17 protein-coding genes are annotated in these 22825 nt (G+C 42.1%); all 17 read left to right on the top strand.

Annotated elements, in window-relative coordinates:
• Positions 1-5 precede the first annotated feature (5 nt).
• The 17 genes from ACLOAU_RS18620 (at position 6) to ACLOAU_RS18540 (ending at position 22666) form a co-directional block, all read left to right on the top strand.
• On the top strand, positions 6-1421 hold the full coding sequence (locus tag ACLOAU_RS18620) for an L-fucose/L-arabinose isomerase family protein (RefSeq protein WP_427863419.1): 1416 nt from the start codon (positions 6-8) through the stop codon (positions 1419-1421).
• 50 nt (positions 1422-1471) lie between these two features.
• Entirely contained in the window at positions 1472-2296 is an 825-nt protein-coding gene (locus ACLOAU_RS18615) for a transketolase (RefSeq protein ID WP_427863418.1), read from the top strand.
• A gap of 30 nt (positions 2297-2326) precedes the next feature.
• Positions 2327-3289 (top strand): transketolase family protein, encoded by a 963-nt coding sequence (locus tag ACLOAU_RS18610; protein ID WP_427863417.1) that lies wholly within the window; start codon positions 2327-2329, stop codon positions 3287-3289.
• 78 nt (positions 3290-3367) lie between these two features.
• A complete protein-coding gene (locus tag ACLOAU_RS18605; protein WP_427863416.1) occupies positions 3368-4318 on the top strand; it encodes a D-ribose ABC transporter substrate-binding protein in 951 nt (316 codons plus the stop codon).
• A 35-nt stretch (positions 4319-4353) separates the two neighbouring features.
• The gene (locus tag ACLOAU_RS18600) at positions 4354-4980 is read left to right on the top strand and encodes a DUF2291 domain-containing protein (RefSeq protein ID WP_427863415.1); all 627 of its coding nucleotides are present in this window, start codon (positions 4354-4356) and stop codon (positions 4978-4980) included.
• Positions 4980-6485: a sugar ABC transporter ATP-binding protein gene (locus ACLOAU_RS18595; protein WP_427863414.1), complete on the top strand. Its 1506-nt coding sequence runs from the start codon at positions 4980-4982 to the stop codon at positions 6483-6485. The genes ACLOAU_RS18600 and ACLOAU_RS18595 overlap by 1 nt, the downstream gene beginning before the upstream one ends.
• Positions 6486-6489: 4 nt before the next feature.
• Positions 6490-7461, top strand: a complete 972-nt coding sequence (locus tag ACLOAU_RS18590; RefSeq protein WP_427863413.1) for an ABC transporter permease — start codon at positions 6490-6492, stop codon at positions 7459-7461.
• A gap of 81 nt (positions 7462-7542) precedes the next feature.
• Entirely contained in the window at positions 7543-7836 is a 294-nt protein-coding gene (locus tag ACLOAU_RS18585) for a four helix bundle protein (RefSeq protein ID WP_427863412.1), read from the top strand.
• Positions 7837-7930: 94 nt separating this feature from the next.
• Complete coding sequence (locus tag ACLOAU_RS18580; protein ID WP_427863411.1) at positions 7931-9415, top strand: FGGY family carbohydrate kinase; 1485 nt, start codon at positions 7931-7933, stop codon at positions 9413-9415.
• A 3-nt stretch (positions 9416-9418) separates the two neighbouring features.
• Complete coding sequence (locus ACLOAU_RS18575) at positions 9419-10951, top strand: MGH1-like glycoside hydrolase domain-containing protein (RefSeq protein WP_427863410.1); 1533 nt, start codon at positions 9419-9421, stop codon at positions 10949-10951.
• A gap of 47 nt (positions 10952-10998) precedes the next feature.
• Complete coding sequence (locus ACLOAU_RS18570; RefSeq protein WP_427863409.1) at positions 10999-12444, top strand: sialate O-acetylesterase; 1446 nt, start codon at positions 10999-11001, stop codon at positions 12442-12444.
• Between the two features lie 55 nt (positions 12445-12499).
• Positions 12500-15256: a glycoside hydrolase family 2 protein gene (locus ACLOAU_RS18565; protein ID WP_427863408.1), complete on the top strand. Its 2757-nt coding sequence runs from the start codon at positions 12500-12502 to the stop codon at positions 15254-15256.
• 6 nt (positions 15257-15262) lie between these two features.
• Positions 15263-16369 (top strand): PDDEXK nuclease domain-containing protein, encoded by a 1107-nt coding sequence (locus ACLOAU_RS18560; protein ID WP_427863407.1) that lies wholly within the window; start codon positions 15263-15265, stop codon positions 16367-16369.
• Complete coding sequence (locus tag ACLOAU_RS18555) at positions 16370-19120, top strand: alpha-L-rhamnosidase (protein ID WP_427863406.1); 2751 nt, start codon at positions 16370-16372, stop codon at positions 19118-19120.
• 22 nt (positions 19121-19142) lie between these two features.
• A complete protein-coding gene (locus tag ACLOAU_RS18550) occupies positions 19143-19808 on the top strand; it encodes a DUF3826 domain-containing protein (RefSeq protein WP_427863405.1) in 666 nt (221 codons plus the stop codon).
• A gap of 7 nt (positions 19809-19815) precedes the next feature.
• A complete protein-coding gene (locus ACLOAU_RS18545; RefSeq protein WP_427863404.1) occupies positions 19816-20934 on the top strand; it encodes a sialidase family protein in 1119 nt (372 codons plus the stop codon).
• A 169-nt stretch (positions 20935-21103) separates the two neighbouring features.
• Positions 21104-22666 (top strand): sodium:solute symporter family protein, encoded by a 1563-nt coding sequence (locus tag ACLOAU_RS18540; RefSeq protein WP_427863403.1) that lies wholly within the window; start codon positions 21104-21106, stop codon positions 22664-22666.
• Positions 22667-22825 lie beyond the last annotated feature (159 nt).

Here is a 22825-nt window from a genome sequence, read left to right as displayed (position 1 = left end):
AAACTATGTCATCACAAAAAAATGCCACACTGGGCGTCATTATCGGTAACAGGGATTTTTTCCCTGATAAGCTGGTAGCAGAGGCGCGTATCGAAGTGCTCGACTTTTTAAAGGAGCTCAATATCACTCCCATCTTGCTTAGCGACGCCGACTCGAAGCTGGGCGGCGTTGAAACATTTGCTGAGGCACAAAAATGTGCGGCTTTGTTTAAAGAACACCGGGATGCAATAGATGGCGTGCTGGTAGTATTGCCCAATTTTGGTGATGAGAAAGGTGTGGCAGAAACTTTAAAGTTAGCGGAACTCAATGTGCCAGTGTTGATACAGGCATATTCTGATGACTTAAACAAACTCGACGTAGTAAACCGTAGAGATGCCTGGTGCGGTAAAATTTCGGTTTGTAATAATTTATACCAGTACGGTATTAAATATACATTGACTACAAAACATGTAAGCAGGCTGCAGGATGAAACCTTTAAGAAAGACCTGATGGAATTTGTGGGTGTATGCCGTGTAGTAAAAGGTTTGCGCAAGGTACGTATCGGCGCCGTAGGCGCAAGGCCAACAGCATTCAACACGGTTCGTTACAGCGAGAAAATATTGCAGCGCAACGGCATTTCGGTTATCACAGTAGATCTTTCCGAAATATTAGGTAATGCGAATAAATTGACTGCTAACGATCAGTCAGTAAAAGATAAGCTGGAGAAAATTCATGCCTATACTTCTGTAGGAAAGACGCCTAGTGATAAGCTGGTACAGATAGCCAAGCTGGATGTAGTACTGGCGGATTTTATGGAAGCTAATTCGTTAGATTGCACGGCTATCCAATGCTGGACATCTATTCAACAGAACTATGGTTGTAATGTGTGCACGAGTATGAGTATGATGAGTGAAAATATGTTGCCCAGTGCCTGTGAAGTAGATGTAACGGGCACTTTAAGCATGTATGCCATGCAATTGGCCAGTGGTTCACCCAGTGCTTTGGTAGATTGGAATAACAACTATGCCGATGATGACACCAAATGTGTATTGTTCCATTGTGGTAACTGGGCTAAATCCTTCCTGCCTGATATCAGCATCAGTACAGCGCCTATCTTAGGTACAACGGTGGGTACTGAAAATACATATGGTGCTCTGGATGGTCGTACTCCTGCGATGCCGCTGACTTATGGCCGCATCAGTACAGATGACTGTAAAGGTGTGATCAAAGCGTATGTAGGTGAGGGAGAATTAACTAACGATGAACTGAAAACATTTGGTAACCGCGCAGTAGCGCAGATAGGTGATTTGCAGGGCCTGATGAAATACGTATGCCGTAATGGTTTTGAACATCATGTAGTGATGAACGCCAGCAAAACAGCAGGGATTTTGAAAGAGGCCATGGAGAATTACCTGGGCTGGGAAACCTATTTACATAGTTAAGGATTTTAAAATTTGAACATCAAACTTTCAACTTTAAACAATAGTTTGGTATGACAACGAAAGAACTCCGGCAAAAGTCCATAGAGTATAGAAAGAAGATACTCCAATATATTGTAAAGGCCAAAGCAGGGCACACCGGCGGCAGCCTGTCCTGTACGGACATATTGAATGTACTGTACAATGAGGTCATGAACGTTTCCCCCGAAAATTTTGCATCTCCCGACCGGGATCGTTATATCCAGAGCAAGGGACATACCGTGGAAGCATTGTTCGTTGTGTTGGCAGACCAAGGTTTTTTCGCTGAAGAAGAGCTCAATACACTTTGCCAGTACCAATCTCATTATATAGGCCATCCTACGCGGAAGGTTAATGGGGTGGAGCAAAATACCGGAGCCCTGGGGCATGGCTTGCCCATTGCCGTGGGAACTGCTTTAGCAGGCAAATTGGATAAGAAAAATTATAAGGTTTATACGTTGATGGGTGATGGCGAAATGCCCGAGGGGAGTAATTGGGAAGCAGCTCTGACAGGGGCGCATTATAAGCTCGACAATCTTTGTGCGATTGTTGATAAAAACTCTTTACAGATCACCGCCCCAACAGCAGATGTATGTAATACGGATCCATTGGATGAAAAGTGGAAAGCTTTTGGTTGGGCGGTGAGAGAAATAGACGGTAATGATGTGGAAGCATTGAAGACAACTTTACAGCAATTACCCTTTGAAGAAGGAAAACCCAGCGTTGTTATTGCACATACTACCAAAGGTAAAGGAGTGAGCTACATGGAAAATGTGTTGAAATGGCACCATGGTGTTCCTTCTGCAGACGAGTATGAGCAGGCCATTAAGGAACTGGATGAAGCATTATTAGCAATTTAAGTTTTGACTTTCAATTTATACAACTGAACCATGGCAGAACAAATTAATACTTTACCTTATAAAGCCAACCTGGAAGTGTATTCGGAAACACTGCAAAGGTTGGCAGAGACAGATGCCAATATTATAGCTGTTACCAGCGATAGCCGCGGATCTGGCAAATTAGTACCCTTTGGTAAAAAGTATCCGGACCAGATTGTGGAAGTAGGTATAGCAGAACAAAACCTGGTGGGCGTAGCCGCCGGATTGGCTTCATGTGGGAAGAAGGTATTTGCCACTTCACCGGCCTGCTTTCTAACAGCACGCGCATTAGAACAGATCAAGAACGATGTGGCTTATAGCAATAACCCGGTTAAAGTGATTGGTATCAGTGCCGGCGTAAGTTACGGTGCTTTGGGTAGCACGCATCATAGCCTGCATGATTATGCAGCGCTGCGGGCGATCAATAATATTACGGTTGTCGCTCCTGCTGATAATTGGGAGACAGAGCAAGCTATTGAACTGGCTGCCCGCACAGATGAACCCGTATACCTGCGCTTTGGCAAAAAGCCCATGCCACCATTAAAAGAATCAATCGATGAAATTTTTGCTTTTGGCAAAGGGCGAGTAATCACTGAAGGTGATGATGTATTAATTATAGGATGCGGGGAAACGGTATATCCTGCGTTGGAAGCCGCGAGACTTTTAAAAGAAGAAGGCATTTCAGCAACAGTAGTGAGTATGCATACGATCAAGCCGTTGGATACAGATCTGTTGGCAGAGAGAGCGCGTGCCTGTAAGGTCATTCTTACAGTGGAAGAACATAGTGTTTACGGTGGATTGGGTGAAGCCTGTGCCGGTTACCTGTTGCAACAGAGAATCAGCAAGCCTTTTAAAATAATGGGAATTCCTGATGAATATACTGTTACCGGTTCGCAGAGCGAAATTTTGAATCATTATGGTATCAGTAAAAATGGAATAGCCGCGGTTGTAAGAGAATTGCTGCGGTCGAAATAAGACTGGTATTATACCTGCGTTTTTCACTGTAGGATAGCTCTAACGATAAATCAGGAGGATTTTTAAAAATGCCACAATATGAAAAAGTTTTTTTACAACGGATTGCTCTTGCTGATGATTGGCTTACTATTGGTTCAATGCAAAAGCAAAGAGCCTGGAAGCAAGCAGCAAAAGAAAATGGCGATAGTGATATCCACATTAAATAATCCCTGGTTTGTTTTTCTGGGAGAACAGGCTGCTGCTAAAGCTAAAGAACTGGGATACGAAACCAAACTGTTCGATTCGCAAAATAACTCTTCGCTGGAGAGCGATCATTTCGATAATATTATAGTGGAAGGGTTCAATGCAATTCTTTTTAATCCTACTGATGCTGACGGATCAGTAGCGAATGTAAAAAAGGCTAAAGCGGCGGATATACCTGTGTTTTGTATGGACCGGGAAATCAATTCTCTGGATGCGGCTACTTCACAAATCCTTTCAGATAGTTACTCCGGTTCTGTGGCCATTGGTAAATATTTTGTACAAGAGCTAAATAAGAAAGGCAGCTATGTTGAACTGTTAGGTTTGGTAGGAGATAACAATACCTGGGCCAGATCCAAAGGCTTTCATAGTGTTGCAGATAACTATAAAGACCTGAAAATGGTAGCACAGCAAAGTGCAGATTTTGATCGTAACAAAGCTATGGAAGTGATGGAATCTATTCTGCAGGCGCATCCCAATATTGATGGTGTTTTTTGTGGAAACGATGCCATGGCCATGGGTGCCTACCAGGCGCTGCTTTCGGCAGGAAAAGCAGATAAAGTAAAAGTGTTTGGCTTTGATGGTGCCGATGATGTGATTGCTGCCATTAATGATAATAAAGTATATGCTACCGGCATGCAGTTCCCGTTGGTGATGGCGCAAACCGCTGCTGTATTTGCCAATGAATATATAAAAGGGAAGAGAGACTTTCCTCAGAAGATACCGGTAGCGGTAGAGATGGTTACTAAGAAGAATGTACAGGACTATGTGGCTTATGGAAAGAAATAACTAATGGATTGCTGAACGTTTAAAAGAAAATGCCGATGAACAAGTTTTTAAAATACGGGATTATACTGGTAGTCGTTGCGCTATTGGGTTATAACTCAATCTATATAAAAAAGCTGAGTGACGTTAAGGCAACAGCCGGTGAGAAATTTAACGCGGCAATCTATACAGCTAACCTGTGGAAGGAAAAATTGCCTGCCCGCATGCTGGCGGCCGTCGATATCAATACGCTAAGAACAGCTATAGAAACCGATGGGGCGAGGGCATTTGATGAATATACGAACGCGCTGGCAATAGGAAATTACCGGTATGCATTGGTGAAGGGCACTGCAAAGGTGGATAAAGTTGGAGTGGACGATGTAACAATAACCATTAATAGTGATACACCCTGGAAAGCCAGTTTGCTTACCGAGTTCGTGTATGGAAACGCTTTGAGAGACGCTTCAGGTTTGGTTGCATTGAAGGAATTTCTTAATACCAGTGACCTGAACAGTATTTCTGAAGAATTAAATAAAACAGTCCGACAGCAAATAATTCCAGCATTCAAATCCTCTTTAAAGGCTGGTGATCAAATTGAGTTTATCGGGGCTATAGAACTAAATAAAGAGCATATCCACTTCGATGATCTTGAACTGACTCCTTTAAGTGTAAAAATTGTTCCCTGATGCTGATAGCGAAAAATATAACCAAAAAGTTCGCCGGCGTCACGGCCCTGAACAATGTAAACCTGGAGCTGTATCCTGGTAAAGTGAATGCTATTGTTGGCGAGAACGGCGCAGGCAAGTCAACCCTGATGAAGATACTGTCTGGCGTGCACACCCAATACACAGGCGATATTATCTTCCGGGGAAAGAAGGTACAGTTTAATTCAACCAAAGATGCAGAAGATGCCGGAATTGCTATTATTCACCAGGAATTGAACCTGGTGCCGCATCTCAGCATTGCAGAGAATATTTTTTTAGGCAGGGAGCTAACGAATGCTTTGGGAATACTGGATAAAGCGGCTATGCGTAAACACACTGCACAGTTGCTGAATAAAGTAAATCTGGACATCAGTCCCGATACACTGATAGCGAAATTAAAAGTGGGACAGCAGCAGCTGGTAGAAATTGCCAAGGCTTTGCATACGAATGCTGAAGTAATTATTATGGACGAACCTACCTCTGCCATTACAGATAAAGAGGTGGATAATCTTTTTGAGATAATTGATGAGTTAAAGACAGAAGGAAAGATCATTGTTTATATTTCACACAAGCTCAAAGAACTGTTCCAGAAGGCTGATACTTATACTGTGTTAAGGGATGGCGCTACGATCACATCCGGCAATATGGATAGGATTACACAGGATGAACTGGTGGAGAAAATGGCGGGACGCCGGATTGTAATTGAGAAAAATATTTCAGACGCCATTTTTAATGATCCTTTACTGGAAGTAAAAAATATTAATCTGAAAAATGCAGAAGATGTTAGCGGGTTGCTGGTTAAAGATGCTTCATTCACTTTGTATAAAGGTGAAATACTAGGACTTTATGGATTAATGGGTGCCGGACGGACTGAATTGATCGAAACTATTTTTGGTTTGCATCCAAAGCTGGGTTCCGGTGAAATGCAGGTTGAAGGAGCATTGAAGAAGATCAATTCGCCGGCGAGGGCCATTGCTTCAGGCATTATGCTGGTTCCGGAAGACAGGAAGCTCCAGGGACTTTGCCTGGGAATAGGGGTGAAGAAAAATATCAGCGTAACGGTGTTGAAACAGTTGGAAGAAAATGGTATCTTCTTAAATGCGCGCAAAGAATCAGCACTGGCCAAAGATTATATCGACCAGTTGAATATAAAAACCGCTTCACAAAATACTTTATCCAAAAACCTGAGTGGCGGTAATCAGCAGAAAATAGTGATCGCGAAGTGGCTGGCCAAAAATCCCAAGGTATTATTGCTGGATGAACCAACAAGAGGTATAGATGTAGGGGCGAAATCCGAGATCTATAAACTGATTAAAGACCTTGCTGCAAGTGGGGTAGGTGTTGTTGTGGTGTCTTCTGAAATACCGGAGATACTGGCCCTGGCTAACCGGGTATTAGTGATGTGCGAAGGAGAGATTACGGCAGATATCCCTATTGCTGATGCCAATGAAGCCAGTTTACTAACCAAAGCGATCCAAAAAAATTAAGCCAATGTCAACCATTAATTACAAGCAAAGAATTAAGAGCCTTCAATCCCTGATTGCATTAGTCTTGTTATGTATTATTCTCTCCATACTTACCGATAAATTCTTTACTGCTGATAACGGCCTAAATGTGTTAAGGCAAACAGCAGTAAATATTTGCATTGCTACCGGCATGACGCTGGTAGTACTAACCGCTGGTATTGATCTGTCGGTAGGTTCTATACTGGCACTTTGTGGCGCGGTCGCTGCCGGTTTACTGAAAAACGGAATTCCCATTGCTGCTACTGATACTTATATTGGTTTTACGGTTTTGGGTGTGATACTGGCTGCTGTTATTATTGGCGGACTTCTGGGGTGGTTCAATGGCTTTGTGATAACCAAGTTTAATGTGCCTCCTTTTGTTGCCACGCTTGCTATGTTAACCATTGCCCGCGGTTTCACCATGCTGTATACCAAAGGTCAACCGATCAGCAACCTGGGAACTGAATTCACTTTTATAGGTTCCGGCTCCTTCATAGGTATACCTGTTCCGGTTTGGATTGCTTTAGTAGTAGTCTTGTTTGCGGTTTTTATTACCCGTCAAACCAGGCTGGGGCGTTATATCTATGCAATTGGCGGCAACGAGACAGCCGCGAAATTTTCGGGTATTAAGATTTCTAATATTAAGATGATTGTGTACGCTTTGGCCGGGGCGATGGCAGCTATCGGTGGTATTATTGTAACATCCCGTTTGGATTCTGCGCAGCCAAATGCAGGTAATAGCTATGAGCTGGATGCTATAGCAGCGGTGGTAATTGGAGGCACTTCTTTAAGCGGGGGGCGTGGAGCGATATGGGGAACGGTAATGGGTGCAATTATTATTGGTGTTTTAAATAACGGATTGGTTTTGTTAAATGTGTCTCCCTTCTGGCAACAAGTGGTGAAAGGCGGCGTTATCCTTTTAGCAGTGGTAATCGATAAAATTGATAAGAAGGATTGATCAGGTGAGTAATGAGTAGTCAGTAATTAGGATGTAGTTCTTTGGACTTAAATCTGATTGTTAAACTTAAAGAATACCAATATGTTTTTAGAACTTTCACATACAAAAATGAATATATTCAGCGAAACGCAGAATTTAGCTGTGGAATGCTATCAGGTTACCAAGAGTTTCCCGGCGGATGAAAAATTCGCGCTGGTTCAGCAGCTAAGACGGGCAGCGGTATCAGTACACTTAAATGTAGGAGAAGGATGTTCCCGGAAATCTGAAATAGAAAGGAAACGATTCTTTGAGATTTCAAGAGGTTCTCTTATCGAAGTTGATGCTGCAATCGGGATTGCGTTTAAATTGTCTTACTGCAATATGGAAGAGATTTAAAGATTGAGACAGCTCATTGTAACTTGTTTCAAGCAATTATCCGGAATGATTAAACATATTTGATTTATTACTCATTACTAATTACTCCTCACTCATGAGTTACATTCTCTCCATAGATCAGGGCACCAGCGGCACCAAAGCATTGGTATTTGATGCGGACGGTCAGGCAATTGCCAGAGGTACAGTGCCTTTACAAACCAACTATTTTGGAGACGGGTTTGTAGAGCAGGATCCCGGGGCTATTTACAATAATGTTATTACGGCCGTAGAAAATTGTCTGAACGATCTGGAGATTAAAGGCCATTCAAAAGAGCAAATTGCCGCAATCGGCATATCCAATCAGAGAGAAACTTTTGTGCTTTGGGATGAGTTGGGCAAACCTTTACATCCCGCCATTGTATGGCAGTGCAAGCGATCTGTAAAAATATGTGAGGCGTTGACGCAGCGTGGGTTGGGCAATATAATAGCAAATAAGACAGGGTTGGTGATCGATCCTTATTTTTCTGCTACCAAATTAATATGGCTGGTCGAAAATAATCCTTCAGTAAAAGAGGTGGTAGCAGGTGGGAAAGCTTTTTTTGGAACCATTGATACCTGGTTATTGTATAAATTAACCGATGGTAAAAGCTATGCAACCGATCATACCAATGCATCCCGCACTTTGTTTTTCAATATTCACGATTTGCAATGGGATGCTGAACTGCTGGAAGCCTATGGCATAAAAAATCTGCAATTGCCGGAAGTGAAATCTTCTTCCGCTCATTTTGGAGCAACCACCATCAATGACTTACTACCTGTTCCTGTTCCTGTTACCGGTTTAATCGGAGACTCCCATGCGGCAGCGTTTGGCGAGGGATGTTTTGATGCAGGTACTGCCAAAGCCACATTGGGAACGGGTTCCAGCATCATCATGAATATTGGGAATAAGCCGGTTAGTTCTCAAAATGGTATGGTGACCACCATCTGCTGGAGCATTCCGGGCAGGGTGGATTATGCCCTGGAAGGAGTGATCGTTACCTGCGGCGGTACTATCGAGTGGTTGAAGAATGAATTAGGGCTTTTTGATGATTTGAAAGCAACGACAGGGATGGCTCAGTCCGTCTCTGATAACGGCGGTGTTTACCTGGTGCCGGCTTTCAGCGGATTAGGTTCGCCCCACTGGGAAATGAGCAGAAAAGCGTCTATAACAGGGATGACATTCGGGACTAATAAAAATCATATTGTCCGTGCAGCCTTAGAGTCTGTTCCCTACCAGATCAAAGACGTGATCGCAGCAATGGAAAAGGATACCGGTATACCATTAAAACAGCTAATGACGAATGGAGGGTTAACAGCTAATGAATTTGTGATGCAGTTATTGACGGACGTATTGGCTAAGCCGGTATCGAGAAGCTCTATGCCGGACGTCTCCGCGTTGGGCGCCGCCTACATGGCTGGATTGCAACAGGGTATATTTAGGAATATAGCCACCTTAAGAAATCTGGAAAGCAATAAGGTAGTACTGGAGCAATCTGGAGAGCCAGACAATGCAGTGGGATGGTACCAGGGGTGGTTAAAGGCTATCAATCATAAAAATTAAAGAATGAAGTTGATTAAAGACAGGATATTACTACTGGCAGGTGTTTTTGCAGTAACTGCAGGCTTTTCTCAACCTGCAGTATTGAAATTTGAAAATTTCAAACATTATGCAGATCGGTTTAATACGATGGAAGATGAACCGATTGTACAGGCCATTCCGAATAGTGAGTCCTGGCAGTGGATGCAGCACAATATTCCTCTTTTGGAAACGCCAGACAAAAAGCTTGAAGAAATATTCTATTTCCGTTGGTGGACGCTGAGAAAGCATATTCGGAAGACGGAGCAAGGCTATGCATTAACGGAATTCCTGGTACAACGTTCTTATTCCGATAAATACAACCTGATCAGTAGCGGTTTGGGGCATCATATTTATGAATCACGCTGGTTACACGATCAGCAGTATTTGAATGATAATCTTCGTATATGGTATCGGGGTAACGATGGTAAACCGCTTAAAAAACTAAGGGCTTATAGCAGCTGGAATATGGATGCGATTTATAACCGCTACCTGGTAAATGGCGACGCTAATTTCATAAAAGACTATTATCCGGATCTGGCTGCCGATTACGCGGGATGGGAGGTAGAGAAGCGCAATCCAGGAGGGGTTTTCTGGCAGTTTGACGTACGCGATGCGATGGAAGAAACAATTAGCGGCGGACGTAAAGAGAAAAATCCAAGACCTTCAATCAATGGGTATATGTATGGCAATGCGAGGGCGTTATCGGCTATCGCAAAATTGGCGGGTGATCCAACCGGTGCTGGTTTGTATTCAAGAAAAGCAGATAGTATTAAAGTAGGTGCACAGCAGAAACTTTGGAATGCAAAAAGTAACTTTTTTGAGGTTAGAAAAGAGCAGGGAGATACGTTGGCGCAGGTGATGGAAGAGATCGGTTTTATTCCCTGGTACTTTAATTTGCCGGATGCTAAGTATAGTGTTGCCTGGAAAAAGCTGATGGATCCTAAACATTTCAATGCCCCGGTGGGAATTACAACAGCAGATAGAAGTCATCCTGGCTTTAGAACGCATGGTTGTTGCAAATGCGAGTGGGACGGAGCTGTATGGCCCTTTGCCAGCGCGCAAACATTAACCGCTATGGCTAATTTATTAAATAATTATAAGCAGTCTTATCTTTCTAAAAATGACTACTATACCCATTTGCAAAAATATGCGCAGTCGCAGCACAAAGATGGTAAGCCTTATATAGGTGAGTATATGGATGAAAAAACCGGGCAGTGGTTAACAGATGATAAAAGAGGCCGGTATTATAATCATTCCACTTTTAACGATCTCGTGATTAGCGGCCTTATAGGCTTGCGTCCGCGGGCTGATAATATCATTGAAGTGAATCCATTGCTACCTCCAAGTAAGTGGGATTGGTTTGCATTGGACAATATTTTGTATCATGGAAAAATCGTTACTATTATCTGGGACAAGACTGGTAAGAAATACAGTAAGGGTAAAGGTTTGTCTGTTTGGGCAGATGGTAAGTTAATAGCCCAATCAAAAAAGCTGGCCAGGTTAACAGGTACTTTATAAGCAAATCTTAAATTACGCGGTTGAATCCGTTGATGTCTAAAATCAGTATGAAACTTTTTTTCTCCATATTTTTATTCTTTTTCCTTGCACAAAGCGGTTATGCAAAACTGGTGCTCCCCAAAATATTAGGGCACAATATGGTACTTCAGCAAGGCGCTCCCGTAGCCATCTGGGGTTGGGCTGATGCGGGACAGGAAGTGCTTGTTGAAGTTAAAGGTCAGCATAAAAAAACTACTGCTGACCAGAAAGGGGCCTGGAAGCTTTATTTAGATGCTATGGCTGCTTCTTTTGACGAGGTATCTATTCACATTAAAGCAGGTGCTGAACAAATACAGTTAGATCATATCCTGGTAGGTGAGGTATGGCTATGTTCCGGACAATCTAATATGGAGTTTGCCATGCGTAAGCTTGCCAAGCTAAAGCCGCCTGCTGGTGCTAACTGGCCGGTTAATGAAGTAGCCGAAGCCAATAATAACGCAATGCGTATTTTCCTGGTGGAAAGAAAAAAAATGAGTCCGGATTCTTTGCATCGTGGATGGTCATCGGCAACGGCACCCGAACTGGGGAGTTTTTCTGCGGTTGGGTATTTTTTTGCCAAAGAGCTGAATCAAAAATTGAAAGTTCCGGTAGGCATCATATCTGCTGCTATTCCAGGCAGCGGCATAGAGCCATGGATGCCAGCTGATGCCATGTTGAAGGAAAGTTTTTTTAACAATAGTGACTCTACACATAGAATCAAAGATGCGTCTGGTAAGTTTTATACGACGATGATAGAGCCGTTGATACCTTTTTCTCTTAAAGGCTTTTTATGGTACCAGGGTGAGAATAATTGCTTTTTGCAGGAACGATTGGAGTATACCTATAAAATGAAATCGCTGATCAACTATTGGAGAACTAAATGGGAAAATAACAGGCTGCCATTTTATTATGTGCAAATTGCGCCGTACTATTATTCCAAATCTAAAGACAGGCCTTATACGGTATATAGCGAACCCGAGTTTTGGGAAGCGCAGGCAGCTGCACTAAAGATTTCTAATACGATAATGATCGCCACTACCGATCTAATTGAAGATCCGGCTGATCTTCACCCGGTAAATAAATGGGATGTGGGGCAACGACTGGCAGCCTCTGCATTGAGTAATACCTATCAGGTGAACAGCCAACCCGCAATGGGGCCATTGTTTAAGTCAGTGACAAAAAACCGTCAGTCTTTTGTTATAGATTTTGACTATAAGGGAAAGGGACTTAAAAGTATAGATGGTGCTCCATTGAGTTATTTTGAAGTGGAAGATGAAAAAGGCCATTATCACTCAGCGTCGGCAATCATAAAAAATAACATGGTCTGGGTAAATGCTGCGGGTGTAAAAAGTCCGCGTTCAGTTCGCTTTGGCTGGAGGGAAGATGCCAAACCTAATTTATTTAATGATGAAGGATTACCTGCTTTTCCCTTTAGAACTAATAGTAAATTAAAGGATCAATTTGATCCTCAATAGTGCTTGTTGGTGAACATGAATTAATGACAAAATTTTGGAAGTTGATTTAATAAAAATGATGCGTAGTATTTTATATATTTTTCTTTTGGTGATTACAGCACAGGTTCAGGCACAGCAAACCGAAGTGCAGTACCTGAGTGGGAGAGGTAATGACGACATGGTTCAATGGGATTTTTATTGTACGGCGGGGATGAATTCGGGTAAATGGACAAAGATCGGAGTGCCGTCCTGTTGGGAGTTACAGGGCTTTGGTAAGTACGACTATGGTTTTGCAAAGGATAGTATCAGGGGAAAAGAATCGGGGATTTATAAAAAGAAATTTTTAGTGCCGGCTGACTGGAAAGGTAAGGTAATTAATATAGTGTTCGAGGGCGTGATGACTGATGCAGAAATAAAGATCAACGGCCGGTTAGCGGGTGCGAAACACCAGGGCGCTTTCTATTCCTTTAAATATGATATTTCAGAATTGCTGAAATACGGGAAAGAAAATGTACTGGAAGTAAAGGTAGATAAACATTCTTCTAATAGGAGTGTAAATGCTGCCGAGCGTGAGGCAGACTACTGGATATTTGGCGGCATTTTCCGGCCTGTTTGGTTAGAGGTATTACCTCAAAATTATATTGACGATATCAGTATCGATGCAAAAGCTGATGGTAGTTTCCGTACTAGAGCTACTACTCATGGTAAGCAAACCACACTTAGAATCAAAATTTTTGATAAACAAGGGAAGCTGGTAGTAGAAAAGGAAACGGCTACTGACAATACACAGGAATATACACTCAATGTGAAAGAGCCAGCCTTGTGGAGCAGTGAATTTCCCAATTTGTATAAGGCTGTCTATACATTGTCTAGGGCCGGAAAGGCCGTTCATACAGTTGAAAAGAAATTTGGCTTTAGAACCGTAGAAGTAAAGCAGCGGGATGGGATTTATGTGAATGGTGTGAAAATGAAATTCAAAGGGGTGAACAGGCATTCCTTCCGACCAGAAAGCGGTCGAACCACCAGTTACAAAAACAGCGTAGAAGATATATTGCTGATCAAGGAAATGAATATGAATGCGGTGCGTATGAGCCATTATCCGCCCGATGGTCATTTCCTCGATGTGTGTGATTCACTCGGTCTTTACGTGATTGACGAATTAGCTGGCTGGCATGGCCATTATGATACACCGACTGGCTCTCTTCGTGTTAAAGAAATGGTGGAGCACGATCGCAATCATCCGTCTATTGTAATCTGGGCCAATGGTAATGAGGGTGGAAGTAATCCGGAATTAGATAAGCTATTTGGTGAATATGATCTACAGAACCGGGTTGTGATTCATCCCTGGCAGTTGAATAATGGTATTGAGACCCAGCATTATCGTCAGTACAACTATGGGGTTGGCAATTTTGAGAATGGCCGTGAAATAGTGATGCCTACTGAGTTTTTGCATGGTTGGTTTGATGGCGGACATGGCGCAGGGTTGGAAGATTACTGGAATAAAATGTGGAGTAACCCTTTGAGTGCGGGAGGTTTCCTTTGGGATTTTGCTGATCAGGGCGTGGTGCGAAAGGATAAGAAGGATTCGCTGGACACTGATAAACACCGGGGCGCTGATGGAATTGTAGGGCCACATCATGAAAAAGAAGGCAGCTTCTTTACGATAAAAGAAGTGTGGAGCCCGATATTTATTGAGCGCAGAGAAATTGCAGCTGGTTTCGACGGAAGGTTTAATATAGAAAACCGCTACCAGTTTGCTAATGCGAACAGCTGTATTTATACCTGGAAGCTAAAACGAATTGGTCTGAAAGAAGAAAAAGTACTGGATGGCAAGATTTCGGCGCCTGATATAGCGCCCGGTGGCAAAGGGCAGCTCCAGGTAACATTACCTGCAGACTGGAATTCTTATGATGTGTTATACATCACAGTAAAGGATCCCTATCAGCAAGAATTATTTACCTGGAGTTATACGATCAGCCGGCCTGGGCAAAAGACAAGGGAATTGGTATCGTTGAGTAAGGAATTACAGGAGGTTCAGGTTAATGAAAAGGGCGGTAACTATGAAGTGAAGGTAAAAGATGTTGAATTATTATTTGACAAAACCAATGGCTTATTAAAACAGGTGCGTAACAGTAAAGGTATTGTTCCTTTATCAAATGGCCCCGTAGTACAGGAAGGTGTGAATAATTTTGCGGGCATTTCTTACCAGTACGATAAGGATAAGAATTTAGTGATCAGTTCTACTTTTGATAAAAAGAAAAGCTTTAACACGCTGCAATGGATTATTCATCGCAATGGCTGGATACAATTAAAAGTTAATTACTTCCCTGATTCGTTACATACCAAAATGCTGGGTATTAATTTTGATTTGCCAGAGGAGCAAATGCGCTCAGTAACTTATATGGGTAAAGGACCCTATCGTGTCTGGAAAAATAGATTAAAGGGAGGCGAGTTTGGTGTATGGAACAAAAAGTGCAATAATACAGAAACCGGTGAACAGTGGGACTATCCCGAGTTTAAAGGCTATCATGCCAATTTCTATGGTGGTTTTATTAATACGGAAGGGCAACGTTTTACCGTAGCAACCGAGACAGAAGATCTATTCCTGCGCTTATATAGCGCCAACTGGAAAACGGATCAGTGGCATAATTACGAACCCTGGTTTCCCAAGGGAGATATTTCTTTTATGAATGCGATTCCTTCTATTGGCTCCCGTACACAGACCAGCGAAACCACCGGTCCGGCGGGCCTGGATAATATTTATTACGACTACGAGAAAGACCCGACACGCGCACTGAGAATCGTTTTATGGTTTAAATTTGGAGATAAATAAAAACCTATGTTATCCCACTACAAACAAACCATTAAGGAATTAAAGTCCATGATCCTCACCAGCAGGTATCGGGCTGCAGCATTAGCGAATAAAGAGTTATTACTTTTGTATTTTTCTGTAGGTAAGCTGATTGTGGAGAAATCTAAAAGTGAAAAATGGGGATCGGGTACCCTGGATAAAATTGCTACCGATCTTCAAAAAGAGCTTCCCGGGTTAAGAGGTTTTTCAATTACCAGTTTGAAGAAGATGCGTGTATTCTACACTGAATGGGAATTCTTTTTTTCAATTGGTCCGTTACTAACGGACGAATTGAAAAAGACTGCGAGATCTGCAACAAAAAAGAATCCGGCGAAGGCCAATGAATTTGGTCCGTTGTCAACGGACGAATTCAGAAAGGACTTTCTTTCTATCGGCTTCACACATCACTATGAGATACTGATAAAGACGAGAACACTTGATGAACGTATGTTTTATATTATAAAGACAGCTAAAGAATTTTTATCTGTAGATACGTTAATTCACGCTATTAAAAGCCAGGCGCATAAAAAGCGTGGTAAACTTAAAAGCAACTTTGATACAACTATTAATGACGAAGCCCAGAGAGAACAGGCCCTCCAGATTTTTAAGGATGAGTATTTGCTGGACTTTATAAACATTGAAGATCCCGATCTTGTAGATGAACGCGAATTGGAAGATGCCATTGTTCGTAATATCAGAAAATTCATCTTATCAATAGGGAACGACTTTGCATTTATAGGCAATCAGAATAGGCTTGTAGTTGATGAGGAAGAGTTTTTTATTGACCTGCTATTTTTTAATAGGAAATTGCAATGTTTGGTTGCTTTCGAATTGAAAAAGGGTAAGTTCAAGCCGGAGTATCTCGGCAAAATGAACTTCTATTTATCTGCTTTAGATGAGCTGGTAAAACAGCCGCACGAAAACCCGTCAATAGGTATTGTGCTTTGCAAAAGCAAAACGGATAAAGTAGTGGAATTTTCCTTTCGTGATTTTAACAAATCTATGGGTGTCGCCACTTATAAAACCAGCAAAGAACTTCCTGCAAAGTACAAAGGTATTTTGCCTGATCCCAAAGCATTAAAAGAACTATTATAAATGAAATACAGTATTAAATATACCATTCTGTTTTTTGTAGCGTTTGTATTAATGCTACAAAATAAAGGTCGCGCGCAAGATCTGCAAGTAATAAATATACAGATAGAACAACAGTCTCATCCAATTGGTATTGCCACTGCCACACCGCGCTTTAGCTGGCAGATCAGCTCTGGAAAAAGATCCGTTAAGCAGGTATCGTATGAAATACTGGTAGCTACTTCCAAAGCCAACCTGGAAAAAAATATAGGAGATGCATGGTCTTCAGGAAAGATCAATAGTGATGAGGCGCTATTGATACCGTATAAAGGAACTACACTGAAGTCTAATAGATATTATTATACTAAAATAAGAGTAGTTTCCAACAAAGGAGAGGAGGCCTGGAGTAAGCCGATGTTTTTTACCCTGGGTTTTGTTAATAAAGCAGATTGGAAAGCTAAGTGGATCGGTTACGACAAGGCTTTTCCATGGGATAGCGTTTCTCAATGGTCCCGTTTATCTGCCCGCTATTATCGCAAAGAATTTTCGTCAGTAAAGAAACTTAAAAAGGCTTTTGTCAATATAGTGGGGCTGGGTATGTACGAATTGCTCATCAACGGTAAGAAAATGGGCGACCAGGTACTGGCGCCCGCACCTACGGATTACAGGAAATCTGTGTTGAGCAACACCTTCGATGTAACCGAGCATATTCAATCGGGTAAGAATGCTATTGGCGTTGTGTTGGGTAATGGCCGTTTCTTTACTATGAGGCAGGACTACAAACCTCAAAAGATCAACAATTTCGGCTTTCCAAAATTATTGTTCCAGATGGATCTTATTTATGATGATGGGACCACTCAAACCATCATTTCTGATGCAAGCTGGAAGTTTACTGCAGATGGCCCGATACGTACCAATAACGAATACGATGGAGAAGAGTATGATGCTTCGAAAGAGTTAAGCCGTTGGGCAGAAGTAGGATATAATGATGGTAAATGGTTAAAAGCTTTGTTGGTTACTGCGCCAACAGGCAAAGTAATACCCCAGCCAAACAAACCTATGAAAGTGATGCAAAAGCTGGCTCCTGTGTCAATTAAGAAATTAAAGGATGATGCATATATCCTGGACATGGGCCAGAATTTTTCAGGGTGGCTCCAAATAAAAGTGAAAGGTACAAGAGGCCAACAGGTAAAGATGAAGTTTGCAGAGAGTTTGCAGCCTGATGGAGAACTGTATATCGCCAACCTACGCGATGCCCGTGTTACTGATATATATACATTGAAGGGAGAGGGCGAAGAAACCTGGCATCCCACTTTTGTCTACCACGGCTTTCGCTATGTAGAAATTAGCGGTTGGCCCGGAACGCCCACGGTTGGTGATTTTGAAGGACATTTGGTGTACGACCAGATGACCACTGCCGGTACTTTAAAAACTTCCAATGAAGTGATCAACAACATCGTTAAAAATGCCTGGTGGGGAATTGCTTCCAACTATAAAGGCATGCCGGTTGACTGTCCGCAAAGAAATGAACGTCAACCCTGGTTAGGTGATCGCGCGCAGGGTGCTTATGGGGAAAGTTTTTTATTCAATAATGCATCGCTTTATGCCAAATGGCTCGATGATATTGAGGAGTCGCAAACAGCAGAAGGGGCTATTCCTGATGTAGCGCCTGCATATTGGAATTACTACAGCGATAATGTTACCTGGCCCGGCACTTATATCCTGGTAGCAGATATGCTGCATCAGCAATTCGGAGATCAGCAAAGCATTAAAAAGCATTATCCATCCATGAAAAAATGGTTGGCTTACATGAAGGGTAAATACATGAAAAACTTTATTGTAACCAAGGATAAATATGGAGACTGGTGTGTGCCTCCTGAAGATCTTAAAATGATCAGGTCGCAGGATAGTACCCGCACTACCAACGGCCAATTATTGGCAACGGCTTACTATTACCGGTTGTTGGGAATCATGGAACGCTTTGCGAAAATATCAGGCAATGATCGTGATATTGCTGAGTTCACTGTGTTAAGAGCTAATATCAAAACAGCCTTCAATAAAAAGTTTTTCAAAGATAAGTCGGGGGTATACGATAATGGCACTGTGACGGCTAATTTGTTGCCATTATATTTCGGTATGACGCCCGATGGTAAAAGCCAGCAAGTCTTCAATAGTATCGTTACAAAACTGCAGTCGGATAAAATTCATATCAGTACTGGCGTTATTGGTACGCAGTGGCTGATGCGTGGATTAACGCAATATGGAAAAGCTGACGCTGCTTTCACGCTGGCATCTAATAAAACTTATCCGAGCTGGGGATATATGATCGAAAACGGCGCTACCACTATTTGGGAATTATGGAACGGCAATACAGCCAACCCGCAAATGAACTCCCAAAATCATATTATGCTTTTGGGCGATTTACTGATCTGGATGTTTGAAGACCTGGGTGGTATAAAAGCCGCAGCACCGGGATTTAAGGAACTTGAAATGAAACCGTCTTTTGTGCAACAGCTCAATAATGTGGAGGCTGGTTATCAATCAGCGGCAGGTGATATTAAGAGCCAATGGAAAAGAGATGGGAGTGAGTTAACATGGCAGATAGAAGTGCCGGCTAACAGCACCGCAATTATTCATATGCCCGCTACCAGCGCCGCATCGGTAAAAGAAGGAGGAAAGGCGATAACAAACGCAGAGGGTATTTCTTTGTTGAAATGGGAAAACGGAATAGCAACGCTACGGATAGGCAGCGGCAATTATCATTTTACTAATTAATTTAAAATAAACAATAGCCCATATGATCAATCTTAAAAAAAATATCAGCTTAATAGCATTTTCCATAGCAATGGCATCAGGGCAGGTTTGTGCACAGGCATCCGGGCATAACCAGGAATTACAAAAGAAAGCTACAGAATGGGTAAATGAATTGAAGCTATCTGACGAGAGTAAAAAGCAGAAAGTTCAAACTGCCATCACACAACACCTTACCGAAGTGAGAGATTGGCACAATGCGCATCCGGTGAAAGATAATCCGGTAGGTATCAACCCTGGTACAGGTAATACGCTAAGTAATTGGGATTGGGAAGTGATCTATTGTTCGCAGAAACCTAAGACGGTTCATGAAAGCCTGATGAACACGTTAAATACTGAGTTAACGCCTGAACAGGTAGAAATTGTGTTAGATCAGTATACCATAGGTAAAGTAGCTTTTACTTTAAAAGGGTATGAGGCAATTGTACCAGATCTGACTGATAAGGAGCGTACAGAAATTCTAAAGAATCTGAAGCAGGCACGTGAACAGGCAATAGACTATAAAAGCATGAAAGAGATCTCGGCCATTTTTGAGATTTATAAAACCAAATGCGAACAATACCTGAATAATAATGGTCGTAACTGGAAGCAATTATTCAAAGATTATGTGAATAAAAGAAATGCTGAGAAAGCGGCCCAGAATAAAAAATAATATTTCAATGAAAACCAGTTTTTTTTCTATTTGTCTTTTGTTACTGACTATATCGTCCAATGCACAAAAGGACCGTTGGAGGCAGGGCATCACTACAGATGAGTTTATTTTCGATACAGCCAGTTTCCCATCCAGCCATTCGGCAACCATAGCAGAAACTCCCGAAGGTTTGATTGCTGCATGGTTTGGCGGAACAAGAGAGGGATATAAAGATGTGTGTATTTATACCAGTCATTTGAAAGATGGCAAATGGTCCAAACCCGCTATGGCCGCAGATGGCGTATTGAATGATACTTTGCGTTATGCTTGCTATAACCCGGTTTTATACCAGGTGCCGGGCGGCGAATTGATCCTCTTCTATAAAATTGGACCGAACGTTGCCGGCTGGACGGGCTGGTTAAAACGTTCTACAGATAATGGTTATACCTGGAGCCAGCGTGAAGCTTTGCCAGCAGGCTATCTGGGGCCGGTAAAAAATAAGCCTGAATTAATTAACGGCATATTGGTTTGTCCTTCAAGCACTGAGAAAGACGGCTGGAAAGTTCATTTTGAGTATACAAAGGACTGGGGTAAAACCTGGACAAAATCTGATCCTATTAATGATGGTAAAAAGATAATGGCTATTCAGCCTTCTATTCTGAAGTATAAAAATGGCGACCTGCAAACCTTAGGACGCACCAGGAATACGGTGCTTTACCAGAGCTGGAGCAGGGACGGTGGTAAAACCTGGTCGGAAATGACGACGCTGAATATGCCCAATAATAATTCAGGTACCGACGCGGTAACTTTAAAAGACGGGAGACATTTACTGGTATATAACCATGTGTTGCCCGATTCATCCTGGGTGAAAGGCAAAGGACCACGTACGCCTTTAAACATTGCCGTATCTAAAGATGGTAAGAAATGGTATGCGGCTTTAGTGCTGGAAGATTCACCGATCAGTCAGTATTCTTACCCTTCTATCATTCAAAGTAAAGATGGGATGGTGCATGTAGTATATACCTGGAGACGGCAACGGATCAAATATGTGAAGATTGATCCATCTAAATTAAAGCTTACAGAAATTAAGAACCAGAAATGGCCGGGAAAGATAAAAGTGAGTAAAGGTGTGGTAACAGATGATTAACTAATGCCAGATTGTTTGCCCAAGCTCAGTGATTCTGGCTTAATCCCGCCTGCGTCGGGAAGTATCTCTTTCTCGAAAGTAGGATTGTATGCCTTAGCGTCGTAGCGCCTTTGCGGTAGATTATTGCACTGCATAATAGAATTCGATTCTTGTCATATAAAACATAGATGTGAAAAATATACCGCTTATCGATGTTTGCATAATTATATTGTACCTGATAGGTATGATATGGATCGGCTTCTATTTCTCGCGAAAAAATAAAAATGCCGATCAGTTCACCAAAGCCTCAGGCCGCATTCCGGGTTGGGCTATCGGCTTGTCTATTTACGCTACGTTCCTAAGTAGCAATACCTTTTTGGGCGTGCCGGGCAAGGCCTTTGGCAGCAATTGGAATTCTTTTGTGTTCAGCATTTCGATGCCCTTTGCCGCTTTTTTTGCTGCTAAATATTTTGTTTCTTTTTATCGGAGTACCGGTGAGGTTTCAGCTTATACCCACCTGGAGCATCGTTTCGGACCCTGGGCGCGTACTTACGCGGTCGTATGTTTTGTACTGACGCAGTTTGCCCGCATGGGCTCTGTGTTTTTTGGTATGGCATTAAGTCTGCAAGCTTTATTAGGGTTTTCTATGGCATCTATTATGATTGTAATGGGTATCTGTATTATTATTTATACGGTTATGGGGGGTATGGAAGCGGTAATCTGGACCGAAGTGGTACAAGGTATTTTAAAAACCCTTGGAGCTTTATTGATTTTGTACCTGGTAATCAGGGAGATTCCGGGTGGCATAGAAAAAGCTTATGAAATAGGTAGGGTACAGGATAAATTCAGCCTGGGTACTATGCAAATGGATTTTACAACATCTGGATTTTGGGTGGTATTCCTGTATGGGTTCTTTATTAATCTTAATAATTTTGGGATGGATCAAAATTATGTACAACGTTATCATACGGCAACAGATACTTCCCAGGCTAAAAAATCAATCTGGCTTTGCGTCGCAATGTATGTACCCGCATCGTTGCTGTTTTTTATTATCGGCTCCGCGTTGTTTGCTTATTATCAACTCAACCCCGATTTAATTGATGGGTTAAAGCATACAGTGGCAATGGAGAAATTAGGCACCGGTGCAACCGAAGCGCAGGTGCGTTCATTGGCGGCAACCTTACAACCGGCCGATTATGGCGATAAAGTAATGCCCCATTTTATGGTACACAAAATACCGAAAGTGTTTTTGGGACTGATAATAGCCGCTATCCTGTCTGCAGGCATGAGTACCATCAGCTCCGGCATGAACGCTTGCGCTACTGTATTTACGAAAGATATCTATCAGCGTTATTTTAAACCCGATCTGGCCGGCAAGGCTGAATTAAAGCTATTATATATCAGCACCGTTATTTTTGGCTTAATAGGATTAGGAACCGGGCTGGCGATGTTGGGCATTAAAAGTGTGTTGGATATATGGTGGCAATTATCCGGAATTTTTGCCGGGGGCATGCTGGGGCTATTCTTGTTGGGTATTATGAGTAAAAAAACGAAAAGCGGACAAGCTATTGTTGCTGTAATAGTGGGAATATTGGTTATCCTATGGTTAACATTTTCTCCGAAATTGCCTCCGGCTTATGATCCATTTAAATCGGTGCTCCATATCAACATGGTTATCGTAGTGGGTACACTCGCAATTTTCTTTACAGGCGTACTATTAACGGCTTTTAAAAAGAACAAAGCCACTTCGTAAAATGAACTCATACATGTTTATGACCTCTCCAATGCGTTCTTATAATAAACCAGAAATATTGTTGTGTTGTGAAATATTCGATAACAATATATTCCATTACAATAATAGTTTCCTACAGGAGTTTATAGATAAAAATTTTCAACTTTAACCCAAAAAGCG

This window comes from Paraniabella aurantiaca (assembly GCF_050309965.1).
GTDB lineage: Bacteria > Bacteroidota > Bacteroidia > Chitinophagales > Chitinophagaceae > Niabella.
The sequence above is the reverse complement of the archived record's forward strand: the minus strand, read 5'-3'. Positions and strand labels throughout refer to the sequence as shown.